This window comes from Hanstruepera sp. CR43, from assembly GCF_055227665.1.
In genome coordinates this window covers 41,304-67,661 of record NZ_CP200078.1, presented here as the reverse complement: position 1 = coordinate 67,661, position 26,358 = coordinate 41,304, and the positions used below count along the sequence as shown (strand labels likewise).

The 26,358-nt window shown below is 37.4% G+C and carries 18 protein-coding genes; 12 read left to right on the top strand and 6 right to left on the bottom strand.

The annotated features are described in order from the left end of the window. Positions 1 to 43: 43 nt before the first annotated feature. The 3 genes from ACKXGU_RS00220 to hutH form a co-directional block, all read right to left on the bottom strand. Complete coding sequence (locus ACKXGU_RS00220; RefSeq protein ID WP_463466076.1) at positions 44 to 7,750, bottom strand: T9SS type A sorting domain-containing protein; 7,707 nt, start codon at positions 7,748 to 7,750, stop codon at positions 44 to 46. Continuing rightward, entirely contained in the window at positions 7,701 to 8,051 is a 351-nt protein-coding gene (locus tag ACKXGU_RS00215) for a hypothetical protein (RefSeq protein WP_463466075.1), read from the bottom strand. Before ACKXGU_RS00215 ends, ACKXGU_RS00220 begins: the two co-directional genes overlap by 50 nt. 385 nt (positions 8,052 to 8,436) lie before the next feature. After that, positions 8,437 to 9,945: a histidine ammonia-lyase gene (gene hutH / locus ACKXGU_RS00210; RefSeq protein WP_463466074.1), complete on the bottom strand. Its 1,509-nt coding sequence runs from the start codon at positions 9,943 to 9,945 to the stop codon at positions 8,437 to 8,439. Positions 9,946 to 10,063: 118 nt separating this feature from the next. Here hutH and ACKXGU_RS00205 point away from each other — a divergent pair, with 118 nt between their 5' ends. Next, entirely contained in the window at positions 10,064 to 11,122 is a 1,059-nt protein-coding gene (locus ACKXGU_RS00205; RefSeq protein ID WP_463466073.1) for a TlpA family protein disulfide reductase, read from the top strand. Positions 11,123 to 11,172: 50 nt separating this feature from the next. Here ACKXGU_RS00205 and ACKXGU_RS00200 read toward each other — a convergent pair whose 3' ends face one another. Further along, on the bottom strand, positions 11,173 to 12,735 hold the full coding sequence (locus ACKXGU_RS00200; protein WP_463466072.1) for an NAD(P)H-hydrate dehydratase: 1,563 nt from the start codon (positions 12,733 to 12,735) through the stop codon (positions 11,173 to 11,175). A gap of 290 nt (positions 12,736 to 13,025) precedes the next feature. On the opposite strand from ACKXGU_RS00200, the gene thrA reads away from it, so the two are divergent. Genes thrA through ACKXGU_RS00175 form a run of 5 tightly spaced genes read left to right on the top strand, consistent with a single transcriptional unit; the run spans position 13,026 to position 18,488 of the window. Continuing rightward, positions 13,026 to 15,473: a bifunctional aspartate kinase/homoserine dehydrogenase I gene (gene thrA / locus ACKXGU_RS00195; protein WP_463466071.1), complete on the top strand. Its 2,448-nt coding sequence runs from the start codon at positions 13,026 to 13,028 to the stop codon at positions 15,471 to 15,473. A gap of 2 nt (positions 15,474 to 15,475) precedes the next feature. Further along, complete coding sequence (locus tag ACKXGU_RS00190; RefSeq protein ID WP_463466070.1) at positions 15,476 to 16,399, top strand: homoserine kinase; 924 nt, start codon at positions 15,476 to 15,478, stop codon at positions 16,397 to 16,399. Further along, positions 16,400 to 17,695 (top strand): threonine synthase, encoded by a 1,296-nt coding sequence (gene thrC / locus ACKXGU_RS00185; RefSeq protein WP_463466069.1) that lies wholly within the window; start codon positions 16,400 to 16,402, stop codon positions 17,693 to 17,695. Between the two features lie 33 nt (positions 17,696 to 17,728). Beyond that, the gene (locus ACKXGU_RS00180) at positions 17,729 to 18,244 is read left to right on the top strand and encodes a GNAT family N-acetyltransferase (RefSeq protein ID WP_463466068.1); all 516 of its coding nucleotides are present in this window, start codon (positions 17,729 to 17,731) and stop codon (positions 18,242 to 18,244) included. A 40-nt stretch (positions 18,245 to 18,284) separates the two neighbouring features. Continuing rightward, entirely contained in the window at positions 18,285 to 18,488 is a 204-nt protein-coding gene (locus ACKXGU_RS00175) for a YgaP family membrane protein (RefSeq protein ID WP_463466067.1), read from the top strand. Between the two features lie 112 nt (positions 18,489 to 18,600). Here the strand turns inward: ACKXGU_RS00175 and ACKXGU_RS00170 are convergent, their stop codons facing one another. Beyond that, positions 18,601 to 20,238, bottom strand: coding sequence for an aminopeptidase P N-terminal domain-containing protein (locus ACKXGU_RS00170; RefSeq protein ID WP_463466066.1), 1,638 nt, complete (start codon positions 20,236 to 20,238; stop codon positions 18,601 to 18,603). A 187-nt stretch (positions 20,239 to 20,425) separates the two neighbouring features. Here ACKXGU_RS00170 and gcvT point away from each other — a divergent pair, with 187 nt between their 5' ends. The 6 genes from gcvT to ACKXGU_RS00140 all read left to right on the top strand — a co-directional run bounded on the left by gcvT (position 20,426) and on the right by ACKXGU_RS00140 (position 25,682). After that, entirely contained in the window at positions 20,426 to 21,508 is a 1,083-nt protein-coding gene (gcvT, locus tag ACKXGU_RS00165) for a glycine cleavage system aminomethyltransferase GcvT (RefSeq protein ID WP_463466065.1), read from the top strand. 27 nt (positions 21,509 to 21,535) lie between these two features. Beyond that, positions 21,536 to 22,366, top strand: coding sequence for a sugar nucleotide-binding protein (locus tag ACKXGU_RS00160; protein WP_463466064.1), 831 nt, complete (start codon positions 21,536 to 21,538; stop codon positions 22,364 to 22,366). 49 nt (positions 22,367 to 22,415) lie between these two features. Next, positions 22,416 to 22,706, top strand: a complete 291-nt coding sequence (locus tag ACKXGU_RS00155) for a 4a-hydroxytetrahydrobiopterin dehydratase (RefSeq protein WP_463466063.1) — start codon at positions 22,416 to 22,418, stop codon at positions 22,704 to 22,706. A 63-nt stretch (positions 22,707 to 22,769) separates the two neighbouring features. Next, positions 22,770 to 23,489 (top strand): YebC/PmpR family DNA-binding transcriptional regulator, encoded by a 720-nt coding sequence (locus ACKXGU_RS00150; protein WP_463466062.1) that lies wholly within the window; start codon positions 22,770 to 22,772, stop codon positions 23,487 to 23,489. Positions 23,490 to 23,539: 50 nt separating this feature from the next. Further along, positions 23,540 to 24,109, top strand: coding sequence for a hypothetical protein (locus ACKXGU_RS00145; protein WP_463466061.1), 570 nt, complete (start codon positions 23,540 to 23,542; stop codon positions 24,107 to 24,109). Between the two features lie 88 nt (positions 24,110 to 24,197). Beyond that, positions 24,198 to 25,682 carry a carboxypeptidase-like regulatory domain-containing protein gene (locus tag ACKXGU_RS00140; RefSeq protein ID WP_463466060.1) on the top strand — a complete coding sequence of 495 codons (1,485 nt, stop codon included), beginning with the start codon at positions 24,198 to 24,200 and terminating at the stop codon, positions 25,680 to 25,682. A gap of 127 nt (positions 25,683 to 25,809) precedes the next feature. Here the strand turns inward: ACKXGU_RS00140 and ACKXGU_RS00135 are convergent, their stop codons facing one another. Beyond that, a complete protein-coding gene (locus tag ACKXGU_RS00135) occupies positions 25,810 to 26,358 on the bottom strand; it encodes a 1-acyl-sn-glycerol-3-phosphate acyltransferase (protein ID WP_463466059.1) in 549 nt (182 codons plus the stop codon).

Sequence of the window (26,358 nt, the reverse complement as noted above, 5' to 3'; positions counted from 1 at the left end):
GGGAGCATTTAAATGCTCCCTTTTTCATTTTATGGATTAAACTTTAATCTCTTCTTTGCGGACTAGAAGAAACAATCTTTTTGGTAACTGTTCCTTTACTTGTTGTTAATCTTACAAAGTAGAATTGATTATTGGTATCTGATAAATCTATTCTTGTAGTACCTTCAGTACCTTTAACATAATTGTTATTGGCAACTTTTCTAACTACTACTCCTCTAGTATCAAACACTTCAACTACAACATCTGTGTCAAAATCATATACGTAATTGATGAACACTTCATTGTCGAATGGTACTGGATGTGCTCTAAAAGAGATCTCTTCTGGAACTTCATCATTGGTTAAATCAGCTCCACAATTGACAGGGTCGTAATTAGATGGCACAAATTGACCGCCTTCATGTTCAGAAACCGAACAGCTACAAGTTACTTCACAAACATTGGCATGAGCAATAACATATATTGGACCATTTGCATCAATAGGACCAACAGTATAGTTTGATACTCCATCGCCAAATCCGCTAGGGTTAAAATTGTACTGTCCAGGCGCCACAGTTGGACTACCATTGTTTCCTGTTGGGTACATATTGCATCCTACGTAAACATGTGCTTCACTCATGGTATAACCTTCATCTATATTAAATTCTAGAGTTACTTGACCATTTTCATAAGTTACAATCACATCCCCTGCATAAGCACCTCTGGTGATATCACAATGAGCTGCTCCAGCATACATTTCTAAAGTATAAACACCTTCAGTCTCAAAATAGTTAGTCCATCCCCAACGACTAAAGTCAGGTATAAAGCATATACTATTATCAACCGATCTACCGAATGCTGTTTCACATTCTCCAATGATATCGAATTCACGTATTAATGTTAATGTCTCTGTAGCTGTGTTTCCACAATCATCAGTAACCGTAAATACATAATCCGCAGTCTCTTGGCATTCAGATACTACAATATTTGTAGGACCAGCATGTAGTTCCCCGCCATCTGAACAGTTATCTGTCCAGTTAACTGTAACATTTTTAGGGAATGTACCGTTGCACATTGGATCCATATCCGGAATTTCAATTTCAGGAGCCTCGGTATCCACAATCCAAGTGTATGTTACACTTACAGTTTCAGCTGCATTACCACATGGATCGGTATAGTTCGCTGTCCAGGTCTGGCTGTATGCACAACCATCGTTCATTGGTCCTTCAGTTTCTGGATCTAAATATACAATACCTGCACAGTTATCCTCTGCTTTAAACAATGGTGGTATGATCTCTGGGTTACAGCCCAAATCGCCACTTTGTCCATTGGTTGTAATAACAGGTGCTTCCGTATCAACAGTCCAAGTGTAAGTCACACTTAATTCAGCCGCAACGTTGCCACAAGGATCTGTATAATTAGCCGTCCATGTTTGACTATAAGAACATCCATTATTTGATGGGCCGCTTGTTACAGGTTCAATTTCCATTTCACCATCTTGACAGTTATCATCTACTTTAAATTGAGGACGTATAATCTCTGGGTTACAGCCCAAATCACCACTCTGTCCATTCGTCGTGATAACTGGTGCTTCGGTATCTACCGTCCAAGTATAAGTTACACTTACAGGCTCGGCTTGGTTACCACATGGGTCAGTATAGTTTGCTGTCCAGGTCTGGCTGTAAGCACATCCATCGTTCATTGGACCTTCGGTAGAAGCTTCTAGTTCAACTTCTCCTGCACAGTTGTCATCTGCCTTAAATATCGGTGGTATTATTTCATCAGGATTACAACCCAAATCACCACTTTGTCCATTGGTTGTGATAACCGGTGCTTCCATATCCACAGTCCATGTATAAGTAATACTTACTGCTTCTGCTTGGTTACCACAATTGTCAGTAACGTTTGCAGTCCAGGTCTGACTGTATGCACAACCCTCATTGGTTGGGCCTTCTGTTGTGACCATCGGCTCACCAACACCACAGTTATCCGTTGCCCCGAACATTGGTGCCATAACTTCTGGGTTACAACCTAAATCACCACTTTCGTTTTCTGTTGTGATTACTGGTGCTTCCATATCTACTGTCCATGTGTAGGTAACAGATAATGGCTCTGCTTGATTACCACATGGGTCTGTATAATTTGCTGTCCAGGTCTGGCTGTAAGCACATCCATCATTGGTTGGACCTTCGGTAGAAGCTTCCAATTCAATCTCGTCACCAGCACAGTTGTCATCTGCCTTGAACAACGGTGGTACGATCTCTGGGTTACAACCCAAATCACCACTTTGTCCATTGGTAGTAATAACCGGTGCTTCCATATCCACAGTCCAAGTGTAAGTAATACTGACTGCTTCAGCTTGGTTACCACAGTTGTCAGTTACATTAGCTGTCCAGGTCTGACTGTATGCACAACCTTCATTGGTTGGGCCTTCTGTTGTAACCATCGGCTCACCTACACCACAGTTATCCGTTGCCCCAAACATTGGTGCCATTACTTCTGGGTTACAGCCCAAGTCACCACTCTCATTATCTGTTGTGATTATTGGTGCTTCTGTGTCTATTGTCCATGTGAAAGTTACATCACATGTTCCTATATTGCCACAATCATCATATTCTCTATAACGTACAAATACAGATCTGTCACAGCCTTCAAAATCACTCCAACGAGCAACTACAAACCAATCATCCGTAGTTCCTGAACCGCTGCAGTTATCAGTCCATTCAGCTGTTAAATTCAATATAGCCGCAGGCATCATTGCTCCATCAACACGAGGTACAGGAACAAGTTCTGGATTACAACCAAAATCTTGAGCTTCTGGACATATTAATTCTGGTGCTTCGGTATCTACCGTCCAAGTATAAGTAATACTTACTGCTTCTGCTTGGTTACCACAGTTGTCTGTTACATTGGCTGTCCAAGTCTGGCTGTAAGCACAACCATCATTGGTTGGGCCTTCTGTTGTGACCATTGGCTCACCAACACCACAGTTATCCGTTGCTCCAAACATTGGTGCCATAACTTCTGGGTTACAACCTAAATCACCACTCTCATTTTCTGTAGTGATTACTGGTGCTTCCATATCTACTGTCCATGTGTAGGTCACAGATACTGGCTCTGCTTGGTTACCACATGGGTCTGTATAATTTGCAGTCCAGGTTTGGCTATATGAACAACCATCGTTCATTGGTCCTTCGGTAGAAGCTTCTAATTCTACTTCTCCTGCACAGTTGTCATCTGCCTTGAATATCGGTGGTATGATCTCTGGGTTACAACCCAAATCACCACTTTGTCCATCGGTAGTAATAACTGGTGCCTCCATATCCACAGTCCAAGTGTAAGTAATACTTACTGCTTCAGCTTGGTTACCACAGTTGTCTGTTACATTAGCTGTCCAAGTCTGGCTGTATGCACAACCCTCATTGGTTGGTCCTTCTGTTGTCACCATTGGCTCACCTACACCACAGTTGTCGGTTGCTCCAAACATTGGTGCCATAACTTCTGGGTTACAACCTAAATCACCACTTTCGTTTTCTGTTGTGATTACTGGTGCTTCCATATCTACTGTCCATGTGTAGGTCACAGATACTGGCTCTGCTTGGTTACCACATGGGTCCGTGTAGTTTGCAGTCCATGTTTGGCTGTATGCACAACCATCATTCATTGGACCTTCGGTAGAAGCTTCCAATTCAATCTCATCGCCAGCACAGTTGTCATCTGCCTTGAATATCGGTGGTACAATCTCTGGGTTACAACCCAAATCACCACTTTGTCCATCGGTAGTAATAACTGGTGCTTCCATATCTACTGTCCATGTGTAGGTAACAGATAATGGCTCTGCTTGATTACCACATGGGTCTGTATAATTTGCTGTCCAGGTCTGGCTGTAAGCACATCCATCATTCATTGGACCTTCGGTAGAAGCTTCCAATTCAATCTCGTCACCAGCACAGTTGTCATCTGCCTTGAACAACGGTGGTACGATCTCTGGGTTACAACCCAAATCACCACTTTGTCCATTGGTTGTGATAACCGGTGCTTCCATATCCACAGTCCAAGTGTAAGTAATACTGACTGCTTCAGCTTGGTTACCACAGTTGTCAGTTACATTAGCTGTCCAGGTCTGACTGTATGCACAACCTTCATTGGTTGGGCCTTCTGTTGTAACCATCGGCTCACCTACACCACAGTTATCCGTTGCCCCAAACATTGGTGCCATTACTTCTGGGTTACAGCCCAAGTCACCACTCTCATTATCTGTTGTGATTATTGGTGCTTCTGTGTCTATTGTCCATGTGAAAGTTACATCACATGTTCCTATATTGCCACAATCATCATATTCTCTATAACGTACAAATACAGATCTGTCACAGCCTTCAAAATCACTCCAACGAGCAACTACAAACCAATCATCCGTAGTTCCTGAACCGCTGCAGTTATCAGTCCATTCAGCTGTTAAATTCAATATAGCCGCAGGCATCATTGCTCCATCAACACGAGGTACAGGAACAAGTTCTGGATTACAACCAAAATCTTGAGCTTCTGGACATGTTAATTCTGGTGCTTCGGTATCTACCGTCCAAGTATAAGTAATACTTACTGCTTCTGCTTGGTTACCACAGTTGTCTGTTACATTGGCTGTCCAAGTCTGGCTGTAAGCACAACCATCATTGGTTGGGCCTTCTGTTGTGACCATTGGCTCACCAACACCACAGTTATCCGTTGCTCCAAACATTGGTGCCATAACTTCTGGGTTACAACCTAAATCACCACTCTCATTTTCTGTAGTGATTACTGGTGCTTCCATATCTACTGTCCATGTGTAGGTCACAGATACTGGCTCTGCTTGGTTACCACATGGGTCTGTATAATTTGCAGTCCAGGTTTGGCTATATGAACAACCATCGTTCATTGGTCCTTCGGTAGAAGCTTCTAATTCTACTTCTCCTGCACAGTTGTCATCTGCCTTGAATATCGGTGGTATGATCTCTGGGTTACAACCCAAATCACCACTTTGTCCATCGGTAGTAATAACTGGTGCCTCCATATCCACAGTCCAAGTGTAAGTAATACTTACTGCTTCAGCTTGGTTACCACAGTTGTCTGTTACATTAGCTGTCCAAGTCTGGCTGTATGCACAACCCTCATTGGTTGGTCCTTCTGTTGTCACCATTGGCTCACCTACACCACAGTTGTCGGTTGCTCCAAACATTGGTGCCATAACTTCTGGGTTACAACCTAAATCACCACTTTCGTTTTCTGTTGTGATTACTGGTGCTTCCATATCTACTGTCCATGTGTAGGTCACAGATACTGGCTCTGCTTGGTTACCACATGGGTCCGTGTAGTTTGCAGTCCATGTTTGGCTGTATGCACAACCATCATTCATTGGACCTTCGGTAGAAGCTTCCAATTCAATCTCATCGCCAGCACAGTTGTCATCTGCCTTGAATATCGGTGGTACAATCTCTGGGTTACAACCCAAATCACCACTTTGTCCATCGGTAGTAATAACTGGTGCTTCCATATCCACAGTCCATGTGTAAGTTACAGATACAGGCTCTGCTTGATTACCACATGGGTCAGTGTAATTCGCTGTCCAGGTCTGACTGTAAGCACAACCGTCATTAGTTGGTCCTTCAGTTTCTCCCTCTATAACCATTCCTGTTAAAGAAGCTTGTTGCATACAGTTGTCATTCACCTTAAAGGTAGGTGGTACAATCTCTGGGTTACAACCCAAGTCGCCACTTTCGTTCTCAGGAGTGATTACTGGTGCCTCTGTATCTTCTGTCCAAGTATAAGTAATACTTACTGCTTCTGCTTGGTTGCCACAGTTGTCTGTTACATTGGCTGTCCAGGTCTGGCTGTAGGCACAACCATCATTGGTTGGTCCTTCTGTTGTGACCATTGGCTCACCTACACCACAGTTATCCGTTGCCCCGAACATTGGTGCCATAACTTCTGGGTTACAACCTAAATCACCACTTTCGTTTTCTGTTGTGATTACTGGTGCTTCCATATCTACTGTCCATGTGTAGGTCACAGATACTGGCTCTGCTTGATTACCACAGTTGTCTGTATAATTTGCTGTCCAGGTCTGGCTGTAAGCACATCCATCATTCATTGGACCTTCGGTAGAAGCTTCCAATTCAATCTCGTCACCAGCACAGTTGTCATCTGCCTTGAATATCGGTGGTACAATCTCTGGGTTACAACCCAAATCACCACTTTGTCCATCGGTAGTAATAACTGGTGCTTCCATATCCACAGTCCATGTGTAAGTTACAGATACAGGCTCTGCTTGATTACCACATGGGTCTGTATAATTTGCTGTCCAGGTCTGGCTGTAAGCACAACCGTCATTAGTTGGTCCTTCAGTTTCTCCCTCTATAACCATTCCTGTTAAGGAAGCTTGTTGCATACAGTTGTCATTCACCTTAAAGGTAGGTGGTACAATCTCTGGGTTACAACCCAAATCACCACTTTCGTTCTCAGGAGTGATTACTGGTGCCTCTGTATCTTCTGTCCAAGTATAAGTAATACTTACTGCTTCAGCTTGGTTACCACAGTTGTCTGTTACATTGGCTGTCCAAGTCTGGCTGTAAGCACAACCATCATTGGTTGGGCCTTCTGTTGTGACCATTGGCTCACCTACACCACAGTTGTCGGTTGCTCCAAACATTGGTGCCATAACTTCTGGGTTACAACCCAAGTCTCCACTCTCATTATCTGTTGTGATTATTGGTGCTTCTGTGTCTATTGTCCATGTGAAAGTTACATCACATGTTCCTATATTGCCACAATCATCATATTCTCTATAACGTACAAATACAGATCTGTCACAGCCTTCAAAATCACTCCAACGAGCAACTACAAACCAATCATCCGTAGTTCCTGAACCGCTGCAGTTATCAGTCCATTCAGCTGTTAAATTCAATATAGCCGCAGGCATCATTGCTCCATCAACACGAGGTACAGGAACAAGTTCTGGATTACAACCAAAATCTTGAGCTTCTGGACATGTTAATTCTGGTGCTTCGGTATCTACCGTCCAAGTATAAGTAATACTTACTGCTTCTGCTTGGTTACCACAGTTGTCTGTTACATTGGCTGTCCAAGTCTGGCTGTAAGCACAACCATCATTGGTTGGGCCTTCTGTTGTGACCATTGGCTCACCAACACCACAGTTATCCGTTGCTCCAAACATTGGTGCCATAACTTCTGGGTTACAGCCCAAGTCGCCACTCTCATTATCTGTTGTGATTACTGGCGCTTCCATATCTACTGTCCATGTGTAGGTAACAGATACTGGCTCTGCTTGATTACCACATGGGTCAGTGTAGTTTGCAGTCCATGTTTGGCTGTATGCACAACCATCATTCATTGGTCCTTCGGTAGAAGCTTCTAATTCTACTTCTCCTGCACAGTTGTCATCTGCCTTGAATATCGGTGGTATGATCTCTGGGTTACAACCCAAATCACCACTTTGTCCATTGGTTGTGATAACTGGTGCTTCCATATCCACAGTCCAAGTATAGGTTACTCTACAGGCTTCAAAATCGAATGAGGTATTACCACAAGGGTCTGTGGCTTTAAATACATATGTTACACTTCTTTCACATCCTTCGTCATCTAGAATTGTTTCATCCACAAAAACCACTGAATTATCAGCGGCTCCAAAACAATTGTCATCAACATCAAAAAAATCTATTAAACTTTCTCCACTAGGAATTGACTCCTGGGTTACATCCCAAATCACCTCCGGTGACTCCATTACAAATTACCTTTGGAGGTAAATTGTCTTCAGTCCATGTGTAGGTAATACTTACAGGTTCAGCAATATAATCGCATTTTTTTGATAAATATGCTGTCCAAGTTTGTGAAAAACTACAATCAAAACCTCCGGCATTTTGAGGGCCACTGGTACTGACTATAATATCACATTTAACGTCGGTGTTGAATTGAGGTGGAACCACAACAGGATTACAACCTAAATTCGAATCAATCGCATTGGTGGTAATCACCGCTTCTTGATTTTGGCTAAATCCCTGAATAGAAATCAATAAAAAAGCCATCGACATCAACAACAATTTAATGTTGCTTGAACTAATGGCTTTCTCATTCCTACTAGAGGATAATTTTTTTAACGAGCTCCAACAATTCACAGCTCTTGATTTTGAGGAAAAAGTGTACATTAACATAACATTTTAGTTTGATTAAATAATGCGTTAACATAACACAGTAGCTCCAAATGGAACATTACTTTCAGGATGCATAATATCCTAAAAATAACAAGTCATTTTTATGAAGTAAATTGAGGCACTTAAATGCTATTAACCAATTTAAATGCTATAATTGTAGGTAGAATTATTTATTCTAAACACGAATATATATAATTCACAAGGCTGTTTCAAAGTAAATTAGATTATCGACAATTTTATCAGATGATGTGTAATCTAATTAGTACAATTCATGAACATCGATATTTAAATTTTGAAGAAACTTAAGGGATTTATCAATATCCAAATAAAGTTCCCTATCGTTTGAAACAAATTCAACCTCTTCTCTAAAAACATCTAAAAATGATTCAACAAAATCTGAAGATTCTAAAGGCTTTCTGAAAGATATGGCTTGAGCCGCATTAAACAATTCTATAGACAAAATGCGTTCTACATTGTTTATTAAGTCGTAAGCTTGGGTTGCTGCATTTGCCCCCATACTCACGTGGTCTTCTTGTCCATTACTAGAAACAATACTATCGATACTGGCAGGAGATGCCAATTGTTTATTAGCACTTACAATACTCGCTGCCGTATATTGAGGTATCATAAATCCTGAATTCAACCCAGGGTTATCAACCAAAAATGTTGGTAATCCTCTTAAACCTGAAACCAATTGAAAAATTCTGCGTTCAGAAATATTACCTAATTCTGCCATAGCAATTTTGAGGTAGTCCAATGCCAATGCCAATGGCTGCCCATGAAAATTACCTCCTGAAATGATTTCATCTTCTACACTAAAAATATTCGGATTATCTGTTACAGCATTTATTTCAATTGTAAATGTTTTTCTCACAAATTCTAATGTGTCTTTTGAAGCGCCATGAACTTGAGGTATACACCTAAATGAATACGGATCTTGAACATGTGCTTTTTCTTGGGATATGAGTTCGCTACCGTCCAAAAATTCACGCACGCGTTCAGCCGTTTTGAGCTGACCATTATGCGGACGCACCAAATGAACCAATTCATTAAAAGGTTCAATCCTACCATCAAAAGCTTCAAGAGAAATACTTCCGATTAAATCGGCCAAATAAGATAATTTGAAAGATTTCATTAATAAATATACCCCATAAGCACTCATAAACTGCGTACCATTCAACAGTGCCAGTCCCTCTTTAGATTGCAATTGAATGGGCTGCCATCCAAATTGGTCTAAAACTGAAGAAGCATCACAAACTTCACCTTCAAAATAAACTTCACCGCGTCCTAATAAAGGAAGTGACAAATGTGCCAATGGAGCCAAATCCCCAGAAGCCCCCAATGATCCTTGAGTATAGACTACAGGCAATACATCATTATTATAAAAATCAATTAACCTTTCAACGGTTTCCAACTGAACTCCACTATGCCCATAACTTAATGACTGAATTTTTAAAAGCATCATGATTTTCACAATCTCTTGTGGAACGGTTTTTCCAGTACCACAGGCATGTGACATAACTAAATTCTCTTGCAGTTTGGTAAGATTTTCAGATGATATCTTTATATTATATAGAGATCCAAAACCTGTATTGATACCATAAATAGGTTTGTCTTGACTTTTTAACTTATCATCCAAATAGCTTCTGCAGGATTTTATTTTTTGGCTAGCTTCGTCTGATAATTTGAGGTTTTTGCTTTCGTAAATTACTTCTGATATTGTCTCAATGCTTAAGGCGTCAGATGTTATATAATGAAACGTTTCCATGTTTTTATTTTAAGGACTCCAAAATTCCACATTCATTGGATATTATGCAAACAAATGTTAATAATTAATAGGTATTCCATATAAAATTCTATTTTTGAGAGATTAAACAAACAAACCCATGAAGAAAATTTTAACATTACTGTGCGCATTGGCTGTTTTTGCATGCGAAAAGAAAGAAGAAGCCCCTAAAGATTATGTGACTTTTTCAGGAACAATTACCAATCCAAATAGCGACTCAATTGTTATAAGAACGAGAGATTATTCTAAAACCCTTAAGGTAAACGAAGATGGTACTTTTAGCGATACTCTAAAGGTAGAACCTGGTATTTATAATTTTTACGACGGATCCGAGTCTACTTCCATATTTCTAAAAAACGGATATGACATCAATATGACATTGGACACCAAAATGTTTGATGAAACTGCTAAATATTCTGGTGAAGGGTCTGAACATAGTAACTTTTTAGCAGCCAAAGCATTAAAAGAAGAAAAACTCCTTGATTTTGATGCATTAAGTGACATTGAAGATATGGAAACACTTGATAAAAGATTAAGTGACATTAAAACTGAATTGACTGAATTCTATGCTTCTAATGCAGAAATAGATACTTTGATTACTAATAGCGCAAACAAAAGCTTAGAACCAATGGTTGAATCTTACAAAAGATATATTGGTGGTGCCATTGCGTTAAAGAATGAATTACCAAAAGGTGCGGAATCTCCAACATTTGAAGATTATGAAAATTTTGATGGTTCTACGACTTCACTTGCTGATTTGAAGGGTAAATATGTTTACATCGACGTTTGGGCAACTTGGTGTGGTCCGTGCAAAGCCGAAATTCCAGCATTAAAAGAAATTGAAAAAGAATACCATGATAAGAACATTCAGTTTGTAAGTATGTCTATTGATGATGGTGCAGGATACAAAGCTGATACACCAGAAGAAAAAGCCAAATTAGCAAAAGAAGGTTGGAAAAATATGGTAGCTGAAAAAGAATTAGGTGGCATTCAAATTATCGCTCCTGCTGGGTGGGAATCGGAATTTACTCAAGCTTATAAAATAAATAGTATCCCACGGTTTATTCTGATTGATCCAGATGGTAAAGTAGTCACTCCAGATGCTCCAAGACCATCAAGTGAAAAATTAAAAGAATTATTTACCGAATTAAGTATCTAATTTCTCGAAATCACAAATAAAAAAAGCCACTCAAACAGTGGCTTTTTTATTTATTGTTTCTTATCATCTTCTTCCCTTTCATCTTCTTCTTCATGTTGTTCAGGAAGTTTAAATAAATCAATGTAAGCTTCACCTAAAGTTTCAATAACATGGGATGCTATCAAGCTTTGATAACCAAAATCTTCCACAGCGATATCAGCTGCTTTACCATGAAGATATACTCCAAATACAGAAGCGGCCAATGGATCATAGCCTTGAGCTATAAGTCCGGTAATAACACCTGTTAACACATCACCAGTCCCAGCCGTTGCCAATCCTGGGTTACCAGTTGTATTAACATATAATTTATCACCCATTACCGTTATAGTATTGGCTCCTTTTAAAACCACAATAATTTTATGTTTAGCCGAAAATGCTTTTACTTTTGATAACTTATCAAAATCATCATCCCATTTGCCAATCAATCTCTCTAACTCTTTTGGATGTGGCGTTAAAACGGTATTTTCTGGTAATAATTTAATTAAATTCTTGTTTTTAGAAATACAATTCAACCCATCAGCATCGATCACTAACGGCGATTTATTTTGTTTTAAAAAGCCTTCTAATGCAGACACGGTTTTTTCGTGAGTGCCCAGACCAACTCCAATTCCAATTGCAGAGGCTTCAAACCCAATTTCTATATTTGAAATATAATTTTCTTCATCATCGGTCATTACCATAGCTTCAGGAAAATTGCTCTGCAAAGGAATATAACCACATTTAGGAGTATACGTCGTAATCAAACCTGCGCCAGAATACAGAGCGCCTCTACTTGCCAAGTTTACAGCACCAATTTTTCCATAACTCCCTCCTATAATTACAGGATGTCCAAAATTCCCTTTATGAGAAAATTTATCTCTTGGTTTGTAAATAGGTAATACTTCTTGTTTTCCTATCAAATCTGCTTCGGTAGGCGTTGTCATGAGATATTCTCTATCGATTCCAATATCCAAAACTTCCCATTGAACCGTATATTTACCAGTGTCAGGTAAAAAGAAAATCAATTTCGGCGACTGAAAACTTAAGGTATAGCCCGCCCAAACAACCTGATTTTCATCTTCGGGAACTTGATCTGTTTTTAATCCCGACGGAATGTCTATTGATAATGTAAACGCTTTAGATTGTTTGAAATACTGAAACAACTTAACTACCCAATCTGCTGGTGGTCGATTAAGTCCAATGCCGAATACCGCATCAATTATGATATCTTGAACTTCTATTTTAGGAAATTCATCTTTGGGACCCAACAATGTTGGCCATTTTTTTGATGTCTCCTTGATGCGCTCATAATTAATTAAAAAATCCTTTGAGCGTTTATCGCTATAGTTGACCACATAAGTATTTACATTATAACCATGAGTTATGAGATGACGCGCCACAACCAAACCATCTCCACCATTGTTACCAATTCCACAAAATACGTGAATGGGCACTTGAGCGCCTTGCATACGCATGTGCAACCAATTGAATATTTGAGTTCCTGCGCGCTCCATCAATTCTGTAGATGAAATGTTCTGACGTTCTGCAGTCAATCTGTCCCCTTCGTATATTTGCTCCTTTGAAAATATTTTCATGTATATCGTTTACTTATTCAACAACTTATCGAATAAAAAAGCCCTTCAATCCAAAAAAAAGGGATTTATTTTTTTATTACAGTAAAAATAATACTTTTGAAAGGTATAGACATAAAAAATGCAACTATCCTCTAACATACTAGTTAATTTTTCAACCTTTATTTCTTGTAAAGGTATGATTACTACTGTTGCTTTTATGTCGACCCTTTGGGGTTAGTACTATTTCACCTCCGCAATTAATATAATCCATTTTCCCTTATTTAGTTATTCAATTTTTCAACCGATTAATTATGAATGTATTAAAATTTGGCGGCACTTCAGTAGGCTCCTCAAAAAACATCAATCAAGTCATCAACATTTTAGAAAAATACGCTAAAACAGAACCTCTTATTTGTGTGGTTTCAGCGGTTGGAGGTATTACCAATAAACTTTTGGAATCTGGTGAATTGGCTCAAAAGAAAGATGAAAGATATATTACTGTATTTAAGGATATTAGAGAAATTCATTTAAACATATTGTCTGAATTAATTTCTGATCAAAATTCTACAGCTAAAGAGTATCTAGAAACTAAATTACAAGCGCTTAAAAGTTTATTGGATGGCATCTATTTAATTAATGAATTATCACCCAAAACAACCGACAAACTGGTGAGCTTTGGTGAACTTTTATCTTCTTATATCATAACTGAAGTATTAAAAGAACGTGGTAATAATGTCATTAGAAAAAATAGTCAAGAACTCATTATAACCGATTCCAATTTTACAAAAGCTGAAGTTAGTTTTGATATCACAAACGCAAACATCCAATCCTATTTTTCAGATAAAAATCAATCTATTACGATCCTTCCTGGTTTTATATCTAAATCTGAAAATGGCGAACAAACGACTCTAGGTCGCGGCGGTTCTGATTTTACGGCAGCTATTGTTGCGGCAGCATTAAAAGCTAATCGTTTAGAAATCTGGACAGATGTTAGTGGTATGTATACAGCCAATCCTAAATTGGTCAAGCAGGCCTACCCTATTAAAAACCTGTCATATCAGGAAGCTATGGAATTGTCTCATTTTGGCGCCAAAGTGCTTTATCCACCAACTGTTCAACCTGTTTTGGATTACAACATTCCGATTCATATAAAAAATACTTTGGAGCCAGATGCTTTTGGAACGGTAATCTCCAATGAATATACCAATGCTAAAACAACCGTAGCACGTGGTATCAGTCATATTGATAATATTTCGCTACTAACCCTTCAAGGCAACGGTATGGTTGGAATTCCAGGTTTTTCAAAGCGACTGTTTGAAACATTGGCGATAGAAAAAGTTAATGTCATATTAATTACCCAGGCATCTTCAGAGCATTCCATTTGCTTTGGTATTTCAGAAGATGATATTGATAAGGCTGAAAAATCAATCAATTTGGCATTTGCCAATGAAATAGCCTTACATAAAATTGATCCCATTCTTCTGGAAAAGAATTTAGCCATTGTTGCGCTTGTTGGTGATAACATGAAAAATCATCAAGGTGTTAGTGGTAAATTATTCAGTGCATTAGGAAAAAACAACATTAATATTCGGGCTATTGCTCAAGGCGCATCTGAAAAAAACATATCAACTGTAATCTCCCAAAATGACGTAAAAAAAGCCCTCAACACCATCCATGAGCGCTTTTTTGAAGACCAAAACAAACAACTCAATGTCTTTATAACAGGTGTTGGTAATGTTGGAGAACGTTTAGTAGAGCAAATAAAACAGCAAAGGAAATTCTTAAAAGAGCATCTTAAAATAAACCTTCGAGTGATTGGTTTATCCAATTCCCGCAAAATGGTATTTGATGATTCCGGTTTATCCCTTAAAAATTGGAAGGAAAGATTAGAAAACGGCAAACAAGCAACGTTGCAAGACTTTTTAGAACGTGTGAAAACTTTTAATCTACGTAATAGCATATTTGTTGATGTGACGGCAAATGAATCCGTCGCAAATATGTATGAAGCTTACTTGAAAGAAAGCATTGCCGTTGTTGCCTGTAATAAGATTGCATGTTCCAGTAATTTGCAGAATTATCAAAATTTAAAATATTTATCACGAAAATACAACGCACCTTTTCTCTTTGAAACCAATGTGGGTGCCGGATTACCAATCATTGACACGCTTAACAATTTAATAGCGTCAGGCGATAGAGTAACCTCAATTCAAGCAGTACTCTCTGGAAGCTTGAACTTTGTGTTCAATAACTTTAATAATAAAACCAAATTTCACGATGTCGTGAAACAAGCTCAAGCGGAAGGCTACACAGAACCTGATCCTAGAATTGATTTAAGCGGTGTTGATGTCGCCCGAAAAATTCTTATTTTGGCAAGAGAAAGCGGCACGGATATGAATTTAGAGGATATTCAAAATAATTCTTTTTTAACTAAAGCGAATTTAGAAAGCGATTCTGTGAATGATTTTTATCAAACCTTGATTGATGATGAAGCGCATTTTCAAAAACTTTATGCTTCAGCTAAATCCAAAAATTGTCAGTTGAAGTATGTTGCCGAATTCAATAATGGTAAAGCCAAAGTTGGGTTGAGAGAAATCCCTGAAGGTCATCCTTTCTATAATCTAGAAGGCAAGGATAACATCGTCATGTTTTACACACAGCGCTACCCAGAACAACCCATGATCATTAAAGGTGCTGGTGCTGGAGCCGATGTAACAGCTTCAGGATTATTTTCAGACATCATAAGAATTGGTAATAATTAATTATGGATCAAATTACTATTTTTTCACCTGCAACTGTTGCGAATGTCTCCTGTGGTTTTGATGCTTTAGGACTAGCTTTAAATGGAAAAGGTGACAAAATGATCTTCTCCAAACGTGAAGACAAACAATTAATTATTACTAAAATTGAAGGAGCCAATCTCCCTTACAACATTGATGACAATTTAGTAGGAACCGTTATAAAAGCCATGCTCCAAAAACTGGATTTGCAAATAGGTTTAGATATTGAAATCTATAAAGGATTTAAGCCAGGAAGTGGATTGGGTTCCAGTGCGGCCAGTGCGGCTGGAACTGCTTATGCTATCAACGAATTATTGGGAAAACCTTTTTCAAAAATTGAATTGATTCAGTTCGCCATGCTGGGCGAAGAAGCTGCATGTGGCTCACAAATTGCCGATAATGTTTCAGCAGCCTTGTTTGGCGGTTTTGTGTTGATAAGGAGTTATGACCCTTTGGAAGTCGTCAGTTTACCCGTTCCTGATGATTTATTTATAACCGCATTACATCCACAAATAGAAATAAAGACCGAAGATGCCCGAAATGTTTTGCCCAAAGACATTCCATTAAAAAGTGCCATTACACAATGGTCCAATGTAGGTGGTTTGATTAGCGGTCTCTATACAAATGATTACGATCTGATTAGTCGGTCATTGCAAGATGTTGTTGTGGAACCTGTGAGAAAAAAACTGATTCCCCATTTTGATTTAGTTAAAATTACTGCTCTACAATCAGGTGCATTAGGTGCTGGTATTTCAGGAGCTGGACCAACTATATTTGCCTTATCAAAGGGTAAAGAAACAGCCAAAACCGTTGAGGAATCTATTCATAAAGCCTATGCGGATACTGAAATTGAATTTTATACTTTTACGTCTGAAATCAGTGTTGATGGCGTTAAAACAATTACTTAAATGAACTTTTACTCATTAAACAATAAATCCAATAAAGCTACATTTAAAGAAGCCGTTATTAAAGGTATTGCTCCCGATAAAGGCTTGTATTTCCCGGAAAGCATCACGCCATTACCAAAATCATTTTTTGAAAATATAGATGTCCTTTCCCATACTGAAATAGCCTTTGAGGCCATCAAGCAGTTCGTTGAGCCAGACATTCCAGAAACGGTATTAAAAGAAATTATAAAAGAAACACTGTCCTTTGATTTCCCAATAGTCAATATCAGCGAACATATTTCAACTTTAGAGCTATTTCATGGACCAACCATGGCGTTCAAAGATGTCGGTGCGCGTTTTATGGCAAGATGTCTGGGTTATTTCAACAAAGATAATACGAATGAAGTGACCGTTCTGGTTGCCACTTCTGGTGATACTGGTGGTGCTGTGGCTAATGGATTTTTAGGTGTGAAAGGCGTTAAAGTGGTTATCCTCTATCCCAGTGGAAAGGTTAGTGATATTCAAGAAAAACAATTAACTACTCTGGGGCAAAACATTACGGCTTTAGAAGTCGATGGTGTTTTTGACGAATGTCAGGATATGGTAAAGCAAGCATTTTTAGATACTGACATTACCAGTCATAAACAATTGACTTCTGCCAACTCGATTAACGTGGCCAGATGGTTGCCTCAACTGTTCTATTTTATGTTTGCTTACAAAGCATTACACAACAAGCATCACGATATAGTTTTTTCAGTGCCAAGTGGCAATTTTGGTAATATTTGCGCTGGTATGATGGCGCAGCAATTAGGTTTGCCTATCAACCATTTTATTGCCTCTAACAATGAAAACAACGTCGTGACCAATTATTTAAATTCTCAAAGTTATAACCCCAAGCCTTCCGTGCAAACCATTAGTAATGCTATGGATGTTGGCAATCCCAGCAATTTTGAGCGCATCCAGGAGATTTACAAAAACAATTTTCACGAGTTAAAAAAGAATCTTTCTGGTTTCAGTTTTACGGACGCTCAAACACGTGCAGCCATGAAAGAACTGTACACAAAATACAATTACATAGCCGACCCTCACGGAGCCGTGGGCTATTTGGGTTGTAAAACCTATTTAGAAAACAATCCCCAGAGTCATTGTGTGTTTTTGGAAACCGCACATCCAACCAAGTTTTTGGATGTGGTTGAAGAAACCGTAAACACCCAAGTTCCTTTACCAAAACAGATTCAAGATGTTATGGGCAAAGACAAACACAGTATTAAAATGGCCTCTTATGACGACTTAAAAAACTACCTGCTTATGAATTAAAATAAATGAAACTTAAGTAAACGCTATTATCTTATGACAACCATACTAACCGCTACTGGCATTGATGCCAAAATGCTCTCCGATTTGGGCAAGCAGACTTTTTTGGAATCGCACGGACACAGTGCTTCCAAAAAGGACATTGCCAATTATGTAAAAGCCAAATTCGCTATTACCGAATTTGAACGCGAATTGAAACAGGCCAAAAACCATTACCACATTCTATATCACAACGAAACACCCATTGGCTATTCCAAATTGGTATTAAATGTTTCTGGTAAAAACATTCCCAACAAGACCTCTAGCAAATTAGAAAGGTTCTATGTTTTGCAAGAATATCATCATCTTAAATTAGGATTGGAGCTTTTTAATTATTGTGTGACTTTCTCAAAAAACAACCAGCAAACGGGTATGTGGCTGTACACCTGGGTTGAAAACCAAAAGGCCATTTCGTTTTACAACAAGGCAGGCTTTAAAATTGTGGGCAGTTACGATTTTAAAATTTCTGATACACATTATAATCCCAATCATCAAATGCTACTATCCTATTAATGGCTTTTTTTTGTATCTTGAATAATAAAAAACCTCTATTATGAAAAAAAACATGGGAACAGCAGACAAAACCATTAGATTATTGGTTGCTGCAGTCATTGCCGTTCTGTATTTTACAGGAAACATTTCAGGAACATTAGGAATCGTGTTGCTTATTGTAGCCATAGTTTTTGCCCTTACAAGTTTTATGAGCTTTTGTCCATTGTACAAGCCTCTAGGGATTAACACGTGTTCGAAGAAATAGGATAGCATATTAATAGCTTTCATTACCCCTACAGGATTAACCATCCTTGAATAAAAAACCCAAACAACTATAACAAGCTATTTGGGTTTTATAAATATTCTTTGGTTTTTATCTAATCCAACGTTGGCAATACAAAATCATCCAAAGCACTTGTTTCTTTCATCAAGGCTTCAATCTCATCAGATTGTCGTGGTGCTTCTCCAGATAAATTCACAGGACCGTTATCGGTAATTAAAATATCGTCTTCAATACGTACGGCAATGCCCCACCATTTTTTGTCGCAAGGGCTACCATCTGGAATATAAATACCAGGTTCAACCGTAATCACCATATTAGCTTGTAAAGCACCGTAATCACCTGGATCGTGTACATCCAAACCTAGATAATGTGAGGTTCCATGTGGGAAATATTGACGTGCATCATCCGTATCTTTTGCAATGCCCAATCGCACCAGTCCTTCGTTAACCACTTCTCTACTAGCAGCATCAACTGATCTGAATGGTCTACCAACAGTTGACGCTTTAATACCAGCTTCTTGCGCATTGTAAACAATATCATAAACGGCTTTTTGCTCTGGTGTAAATTTTCCATTGGCTGGAATGGTTCTGGTAACATCGGCAGAATACCCATGATATTCAGCACCTAAATCCATAAGCACTAAATCGTTTTCTACTTTCATTTTGGAATTTTCTATGTAATGCAACACACAGCCATTATTTCCTGCACCTACAATACTTGGATAACCTTCATACTCACTACCATATTTCTTATAAACGTACTCATGTATGCCTTGAATTTCCAATTCAGACATGCCAGGATGCATGGCTTTCATAATTTCACGTTGGCCCATTGCTGAAATACGCACAGCTTTAGTTAGCAACACCATTTCTTCTTCTGTTTTAATTTGGCGTAAACTAGCCATAATGGTCGATAATGATTTGGTATCCAAATTACTTTTTGGGGCTTCCGATTCAATTTTAATAACCTGCTGTTGTAACTCAATACGGGTTTTGTCATCAGTTGCGTTAACATAATCAGCAATCACTTTATCTTTCTTCAATTCTGGAAACTGCTCAAAAGCTCTGCTAATCATCTGTGCAACATTAGCACTATTTTCTACTTCTGTAGCTTTTATCATCTCATAGACACGATTTTTAATAGGGTCTTCTTCAACAAACATATCATCGTAATTTGTTTGTGCTTTAAAAGCTTCTATTAAACTGAATAAATCGGCTTTATCACGTTTGGAATCACGATAATCATTATTGAAATTGTTGAACATCACTTTATCAAAACCACTAAAATTAATTCCAGAATTGGCAAATTCGGCACCATTATAAGCCACATCAAAACCCAATTCATTTTTAGCACCTTCAATTCCCAAACGTCTTCCAGTCCACTGCTCGGCTTGTGGATTGCGCTCCTGAACATATAAAACCTCATTGAACGTATTACCATTGGCATCTGTTTGGTCTTCCTTAAAAACAACCAAAACCGCATGCGGCTCTTTATAACCGGTTAAGTAATAAAAATTAGGGTCTTGGTGATAGACATAATCAACATCATTCGCGCGATTTCTCACTGGATTGGCAAAAAATACGGCTACACTATTGTCAGCCATTTTAAAACGTAATGATTCACGTCTTTCTTTATGAAAATCAGAACTCAAATAGTCTGTTGGTACACCATCTTGAGCCATGATAATCACAGAAAAAAGAAATAAACAAAGGGTAAATAATTTTAGTCTCATTATGAAATTGGTTTTTAAGAACCCTAAAATTAATTTTAAAAACTGAAACACATCGCATAATTAATAAAATTAACAAACTTTTAATTACAGATTAACTATTGCTAGCTTTAGCAAAACAGATAATTTTCAATACTTTTGCGAGAAATACAATATTTAACTTAACAATTCTCGTTACTAGGAAAACAATATGAAAAATACTGCTTTAACCGATACTCACATAGCACTTGGTGCCAAAATGGTTCCTTTTGCTGGATACAACATGCCTGTTCAATATGAAGGCGTTAACATTGAACATGAAACCGTTAGAAATGCCGTTGGCGTATTTGATGTCTCGCACATGGGTGAGTTTTTAATTGAAGGGCCTCATGCTTTAGAGTTGATTCAAAAAGTAACCAGTAATGATGCTTCAAAATTAACAGTTGGTAAAGCACAATACAGTTGTTTACCGAATGATACAGGTGGTATTATTGATGACCTTATTGTGTATCGTGTGAAAGAGGAAACCTACTTATTGGTTGTCAATGCCAGTAACATTGAAAAAGACTGGAACTGGATTAGTTCTAAAAATGATGTTGGTGCGGTTATGCGCGATTTAAGTGACGATTATTCTCTTTTAGCTATTCAAGGACCTAAAGCCGTAGAAGCTATGCAAAGCTTATCAAGTCATGACTTATCAGCAATTAATTTCTACAATTTTGTTGTTGGTGATTTTGCTGGCATTGAGCATGTGATTATTTCGGCTACTGGATACACAGGCAGTGGTGGTTTTGAAATTTACTGTAAAAACAGTGAAGTTAAACAAATATGGGATAAGGTTTTTGAAGCTGGAGCTGATTATGGCATTAAACCAATAGGACTTGCTGCACGTGATACCCTGCGTTTGGAAATGGGTTACTGTTTATACGGCAATGATATTGATGATACTACCTCGCCTTTTGAAGCTGGATTGGGTTGGATTACCAAGTTTACTAAAGAATTTACCAATTCTGATAACCTTTCCGAAGAGAAAAAGCGCGTGTTGAAACGTAAATTAATCGCTTTTGAATTGGATGAAAAGGGCATTCCTAGAAGTGGTTATGACATTGTTGATAATAATGGTAAGCTTATAGGCAAGGTAACTTCTGGCACTATGTCACCTTCATTGAAAAAGGGCATTGGTCTTGGTTATGTAGCTCCTGTTTTTAGTGAGTTTGGCTCTAAAATTAATATTCAAATTCGCAAGAATGCTGTGCCTGCAACAGTGGTTAAATTACCTTTTTACAAAAAATAAGCTATCCTTGAATTGACGTTGGATTTCATGAAGAAGATAAATAGCAAACATCGTATTTTGATATTTGGTGCCAGTGGCTTTATTGGCAATGCTATTTATAAAGAACTTTGTGGCTACTATAAAACATTCGGGACTTACCGAACTCCCAAACGGGAATTCGAAAAAAACCAGCAATTTATTCATTACGATGTTGAAAGCGATGATGCTTTTGAAATATTGCAAATCGTCAAACCAACCATTATCATTTCAGCTTTGCGCGGTGACTTTTCGTCTCAAGTAATGGCGCATTCGCATATGATTGAGTATATGAAATTGTACAAAACTCGTATGCTGTTTCTTTCGTCGGCTAATGTATTTGATGCCTATAGCAAATATCCCAGTTACGAAACTGATAAAACTTTAAGCAATAGTGTTTATGGGCATTTTAAAATTAAAATCGAGAACATGCTCATGCGACTACCAAAAAAACAAGTCGCTATTTTACGATTACCTATGGTTTTTGGGAAACATTCACCGCGTATCGAAGAAATAAAAACAAATTTAAAAGAAAAAGAGCCTATTGAAGTGTTTCCCAATCTGATTATGAATGTCACATCTGATTATAAAGTGACTCAACAAGTCCATTATATTATTAATCGTGAAAAATACGGCGTTTACCATTTAGGCAGTCAAGATTTAGTACATCACGAAACCTTTATTGAGGAAATCATTGAATCATTGGGTGTCAAAAATGCTATACTAAAACGTGTTTACACAACCAATGACGATAGGTATTTAGCCGTTTTACCAAAGGAACACCTACTCCCAAAGCATTTGCAGCTTCAAAGTAAAGAAACCTTAAAAGAATTGGAATTTTAGATTATATTCTTTCGGGTATTTCGTAATTTAATAGAATAAAAACTTCAATATGGAAAAATTGACCCCTCAAGACATTGAAAAGAAACTACTGCGTTTTCCCGATTGGGAATATTACGAGGATGCGCTTCATGCCGAATTTGAATTTGACAATTTTAAAGATTGTTTTAGTGCCATGAGTCGTATTGCTTTTGAATGTGAAGCCCAAAACCACCATCCAGAATGGACTAATGTTTATAATATGCTGTCGATTTCATTGTCAACGCACGAAGCGAATGGTGTAACCGACAAAGATTTTAAACTGGCAGAAGCTATTGAAATGATTGTTGAAGTTCAGGAGTAAAAGATTTTTTTTGTAGCATGGCATTTTTTTTAAATTTGTCATTCAATTTTTAAAATACATTATATGGGAAGAGCTTTTGAATTCCGAAAAGCACGAAAAATGAAACGTTGGTCTGCCATGAGCAAGGCTTTTACGAGAATTGGTAAAGATATTGTTATGGCTGTTAAGGAAGGTGGTCCTGACCCTGATAGCAATTCCAGGTTACGTGCCGTAATTCAAAATGCGAAAGCCGTAAACATGCCTAAAGACAATATTGAGCGGGCCATAAAACGTGCGAGCGATAAAAATCAAGGCGATTATAAAGAAGTGCTTTTTGAAGGCTATGCGCCACACGGTATTGCAGTTTTAGTTGAAACAGCTACAGACAACAATACGAGGACTGTAGCGAATGTGAGAAGCTATTTTAACAAGTGTGATGGCAGTTTGGGTACATCTGGCTCTGTTGTTTTTATGTTTGACCATACCTGCAATTTCAGAATCAATGGCGAAGGTCTTGATCCTGAAGAAATCGAATTGGAATTCATTGATTATGGTGCGGAAGAAGTGTTTGTTGATGATGATGGTATTTTAATTTATGCGCCTTTTGAAAGTTTTGGCGCTATTCAAGCAGAATTGGAAAATCGTGGTATTGAGATTTTATCCTCTGGATTTGAACGTATTCCGCAAGTTACCAAACCTCTAAATGCGGAAGAAGCTGCAGATGTTGAGAAACTCCTTGAAAAATTAGAAGAGGATGATGATGTGCAGAATGTATATCATACTATGGAAGAAACTGCCGATTAATTAAATAAGATTTAATGAGGATTTTAAAGCTTCTATTTTATATTAGCCTAATGTTCAATTTAACATTAACGAATTCCTTTTCTCAAAACAAAAAAACTCTTTACGCCAACACTGAAGGTCAATACATTTCAAAGAGGGAATTCAAAAAAGGCTTGAAAAATGGTTTTTTTTCTAAAACCGTTGAAAATGATACTTTAGTTGTCAATTATTTAAATACTAGACTCTTTCGAGGTAAGCTTACAAAACATGAATTCTCTCAAATTAGAACTGTTTTAAATAAAATTACTAACCTTTCTATTGACACTAGTAAAACTATAATCATCCACCAATACAAGTCATATAATTCAGTTTTAAAAAATGATTTGGTACATGATCGTTATTGGGGATGGATATACGACAATCATAGTAAAGTAGAACCCATATTTATTGTAAATCAGGATTTTGATAGTGATCAAGAACCGCATAAGCATTTATTTACTGACAAGAGTAGTTTTTTAAATAACTTGTTTTTCAAAAACTCAATTTTCGACTTTAATCATGTTTTTATTAGACCCGATGGGACTTACAAAATATATTATGGAGAATATGATATACTATTTATTTTAGACAGTGCTATTTAAATAAAAAATCCTAAACGAAATCGTTTAGGATTTTTTATTTTTAGACGTAACAAAACGGATAACAAATCGTTTATTAATAAAAACTTATATGTTCCATAACCGCAGAACCTCTACTCTTTTTATATATTGTTATTTATTTATTTCAGTTTCTTTATTTGCACAAAGTATTAATGGTAAAATAACAAACGAAAAAGATGAACCCATTCCATTTGCCACTATTCAGATTGGTGATGATTATGGTGTGATTTCAAATGACGAAGGTAATTTTTCGATTGCTACTTCAGGATTCAAATCAACAGACTCGGTTACTATTTCTTGCCTTGGTTACGAAAAATTGGGTATGCAATTACAAGAATTTTCTTCAAAAGACTATATCATGACTGAAATGGTCAACGAACTTTCGGAGGTTTACATTACGGATCGAGAGCTGGGTATTGATTCCATCATGTATTACGTGAATGCCAACCTTAAAAAAAATTACAAAATAGACTCCCAGGCGTTTAAGTTTTTTGGTAGACGTACTGAATACATCCTTGGAAAAACAGCAGATTTTGAAATTGAAAAATCATCCAACTTTAAAAAGAAGCAGCTGGAAGATTTTAATAAGGATTTTGACGCATTGGAAACATCTCTAATCAACAATAAATCCAAACAGTATTCTGATGTCGTATCGACACTTTATGTTTTAAATGATGAAAAAGCAAAACTTAATATCGAAAAAGCTGTCAGGCTTTTAGATGAGAAAAATGATCAATCATTAGAAAAAATTGCTGAAAAAGGCAACGATATTGTTTTAAAGCATTTGGATAAGAATAAAGTATATACAGTTAAATCTGGTTTGTTTAAGATTTCGGATTCGGTCTCTTTAGATAATCGAGAAGATAAAATGGGTGATAGCATTAATACTGTAAAAAATGTCAGGAATGCTACATTCGGGATTTTGAAAAATAACAGTTTTGCATCCGAAGAACCTGCTTTGGATTTTGTTACCGAAACCCGTAAATACAAATATGAATTAGACGACCTGACATTACTGAATGATGAAATTGTTTACATTGTCCATTTCAGACCCAAGCGCAGTTCTGCTAAATATACAGGTACTATGTATATTTCTCATGAAACCTTTGCTGTTGTCAGGGCCGATTATAAATTCTATGAAGACCGAATAGGCGACAAATTCAATTTAAGATTACTCTTGGGTATTAAATATGTTGAACGCAATCGGGTTGGTTCAGTAGCCTATAAAAAAGGAAACAACGATTTCTATTATCCATATTATATCAGCGAGCAAGTTGATCGTTATTTTTATGTGAACAGACCTATTAAATTCATCGACAACGCTGACAGTGGAAATAAAGTGGCTTTTAATTTTAAAATTGAAGGCACCTTTAAAGAACGGTCAGAAATACTCATGCTTGAAGTTAATGACATTACAACAGCCGATTACAATGCTGCAGCAGAATCCAAAAAAATTGATTACTTAATACTCAAAGAATATGACCCAACAGTTTGGTCCGATTATAATGTATTAGAACCACTACAGGAAATGAAAGAATTCAAAGTTTCTGAATAAAAAACAAAAAGCTACTTAAAATAAGTAGCTTTTTTATTCATGATAAATGTTTCTTTTTAGGGACTAATGTTTACTGTATGTTTCATTCATCATTTGTATTATATCATTCAAAATCTATGCCAAGACATTAGGAGTATTCTGGAATTCTCCCTTTTACATCCTTAAAAAATTGCTTCATAAAATCAAAATCGGCTTCCATATCATCAGTCGGATAAAATGGTTGTGATATCCTGTTTTGTTTATTCTCAAAATCCAGTGTAAACATAATAATAGGCACTTTGGCTGCTTTGGCTATAAAGTAAAATCCTGTTCGCCATTTGTCCACTTTTTTACGTGTACCTTCAGGCGCCAAAGCCAATCTAAACTCATCATGCTCATCAAAAAGCTTGGCAATGGCCTCTACTTTGTTGTGATTGGAACTTCTATCAATTGGCGCACCACCAATAGCTTTCAAATACCAGCCAAAAGGCCCTACAAACAATTCTTTTTTGCCAATAAAATTAGATTTTACACCAATAACCTGACGCAGTAATAAGCCGATGTAAAAGTCATGCCAACTAGTATGGGGAACAGCTATTAAAACAGCTTTTTTTACTGTTTCTTTTGACATATTGACATTCCCTACTACTTTCCAACCCAGAATTTTAAAATAGATGAATTTGGCCAGCCAGCGCAT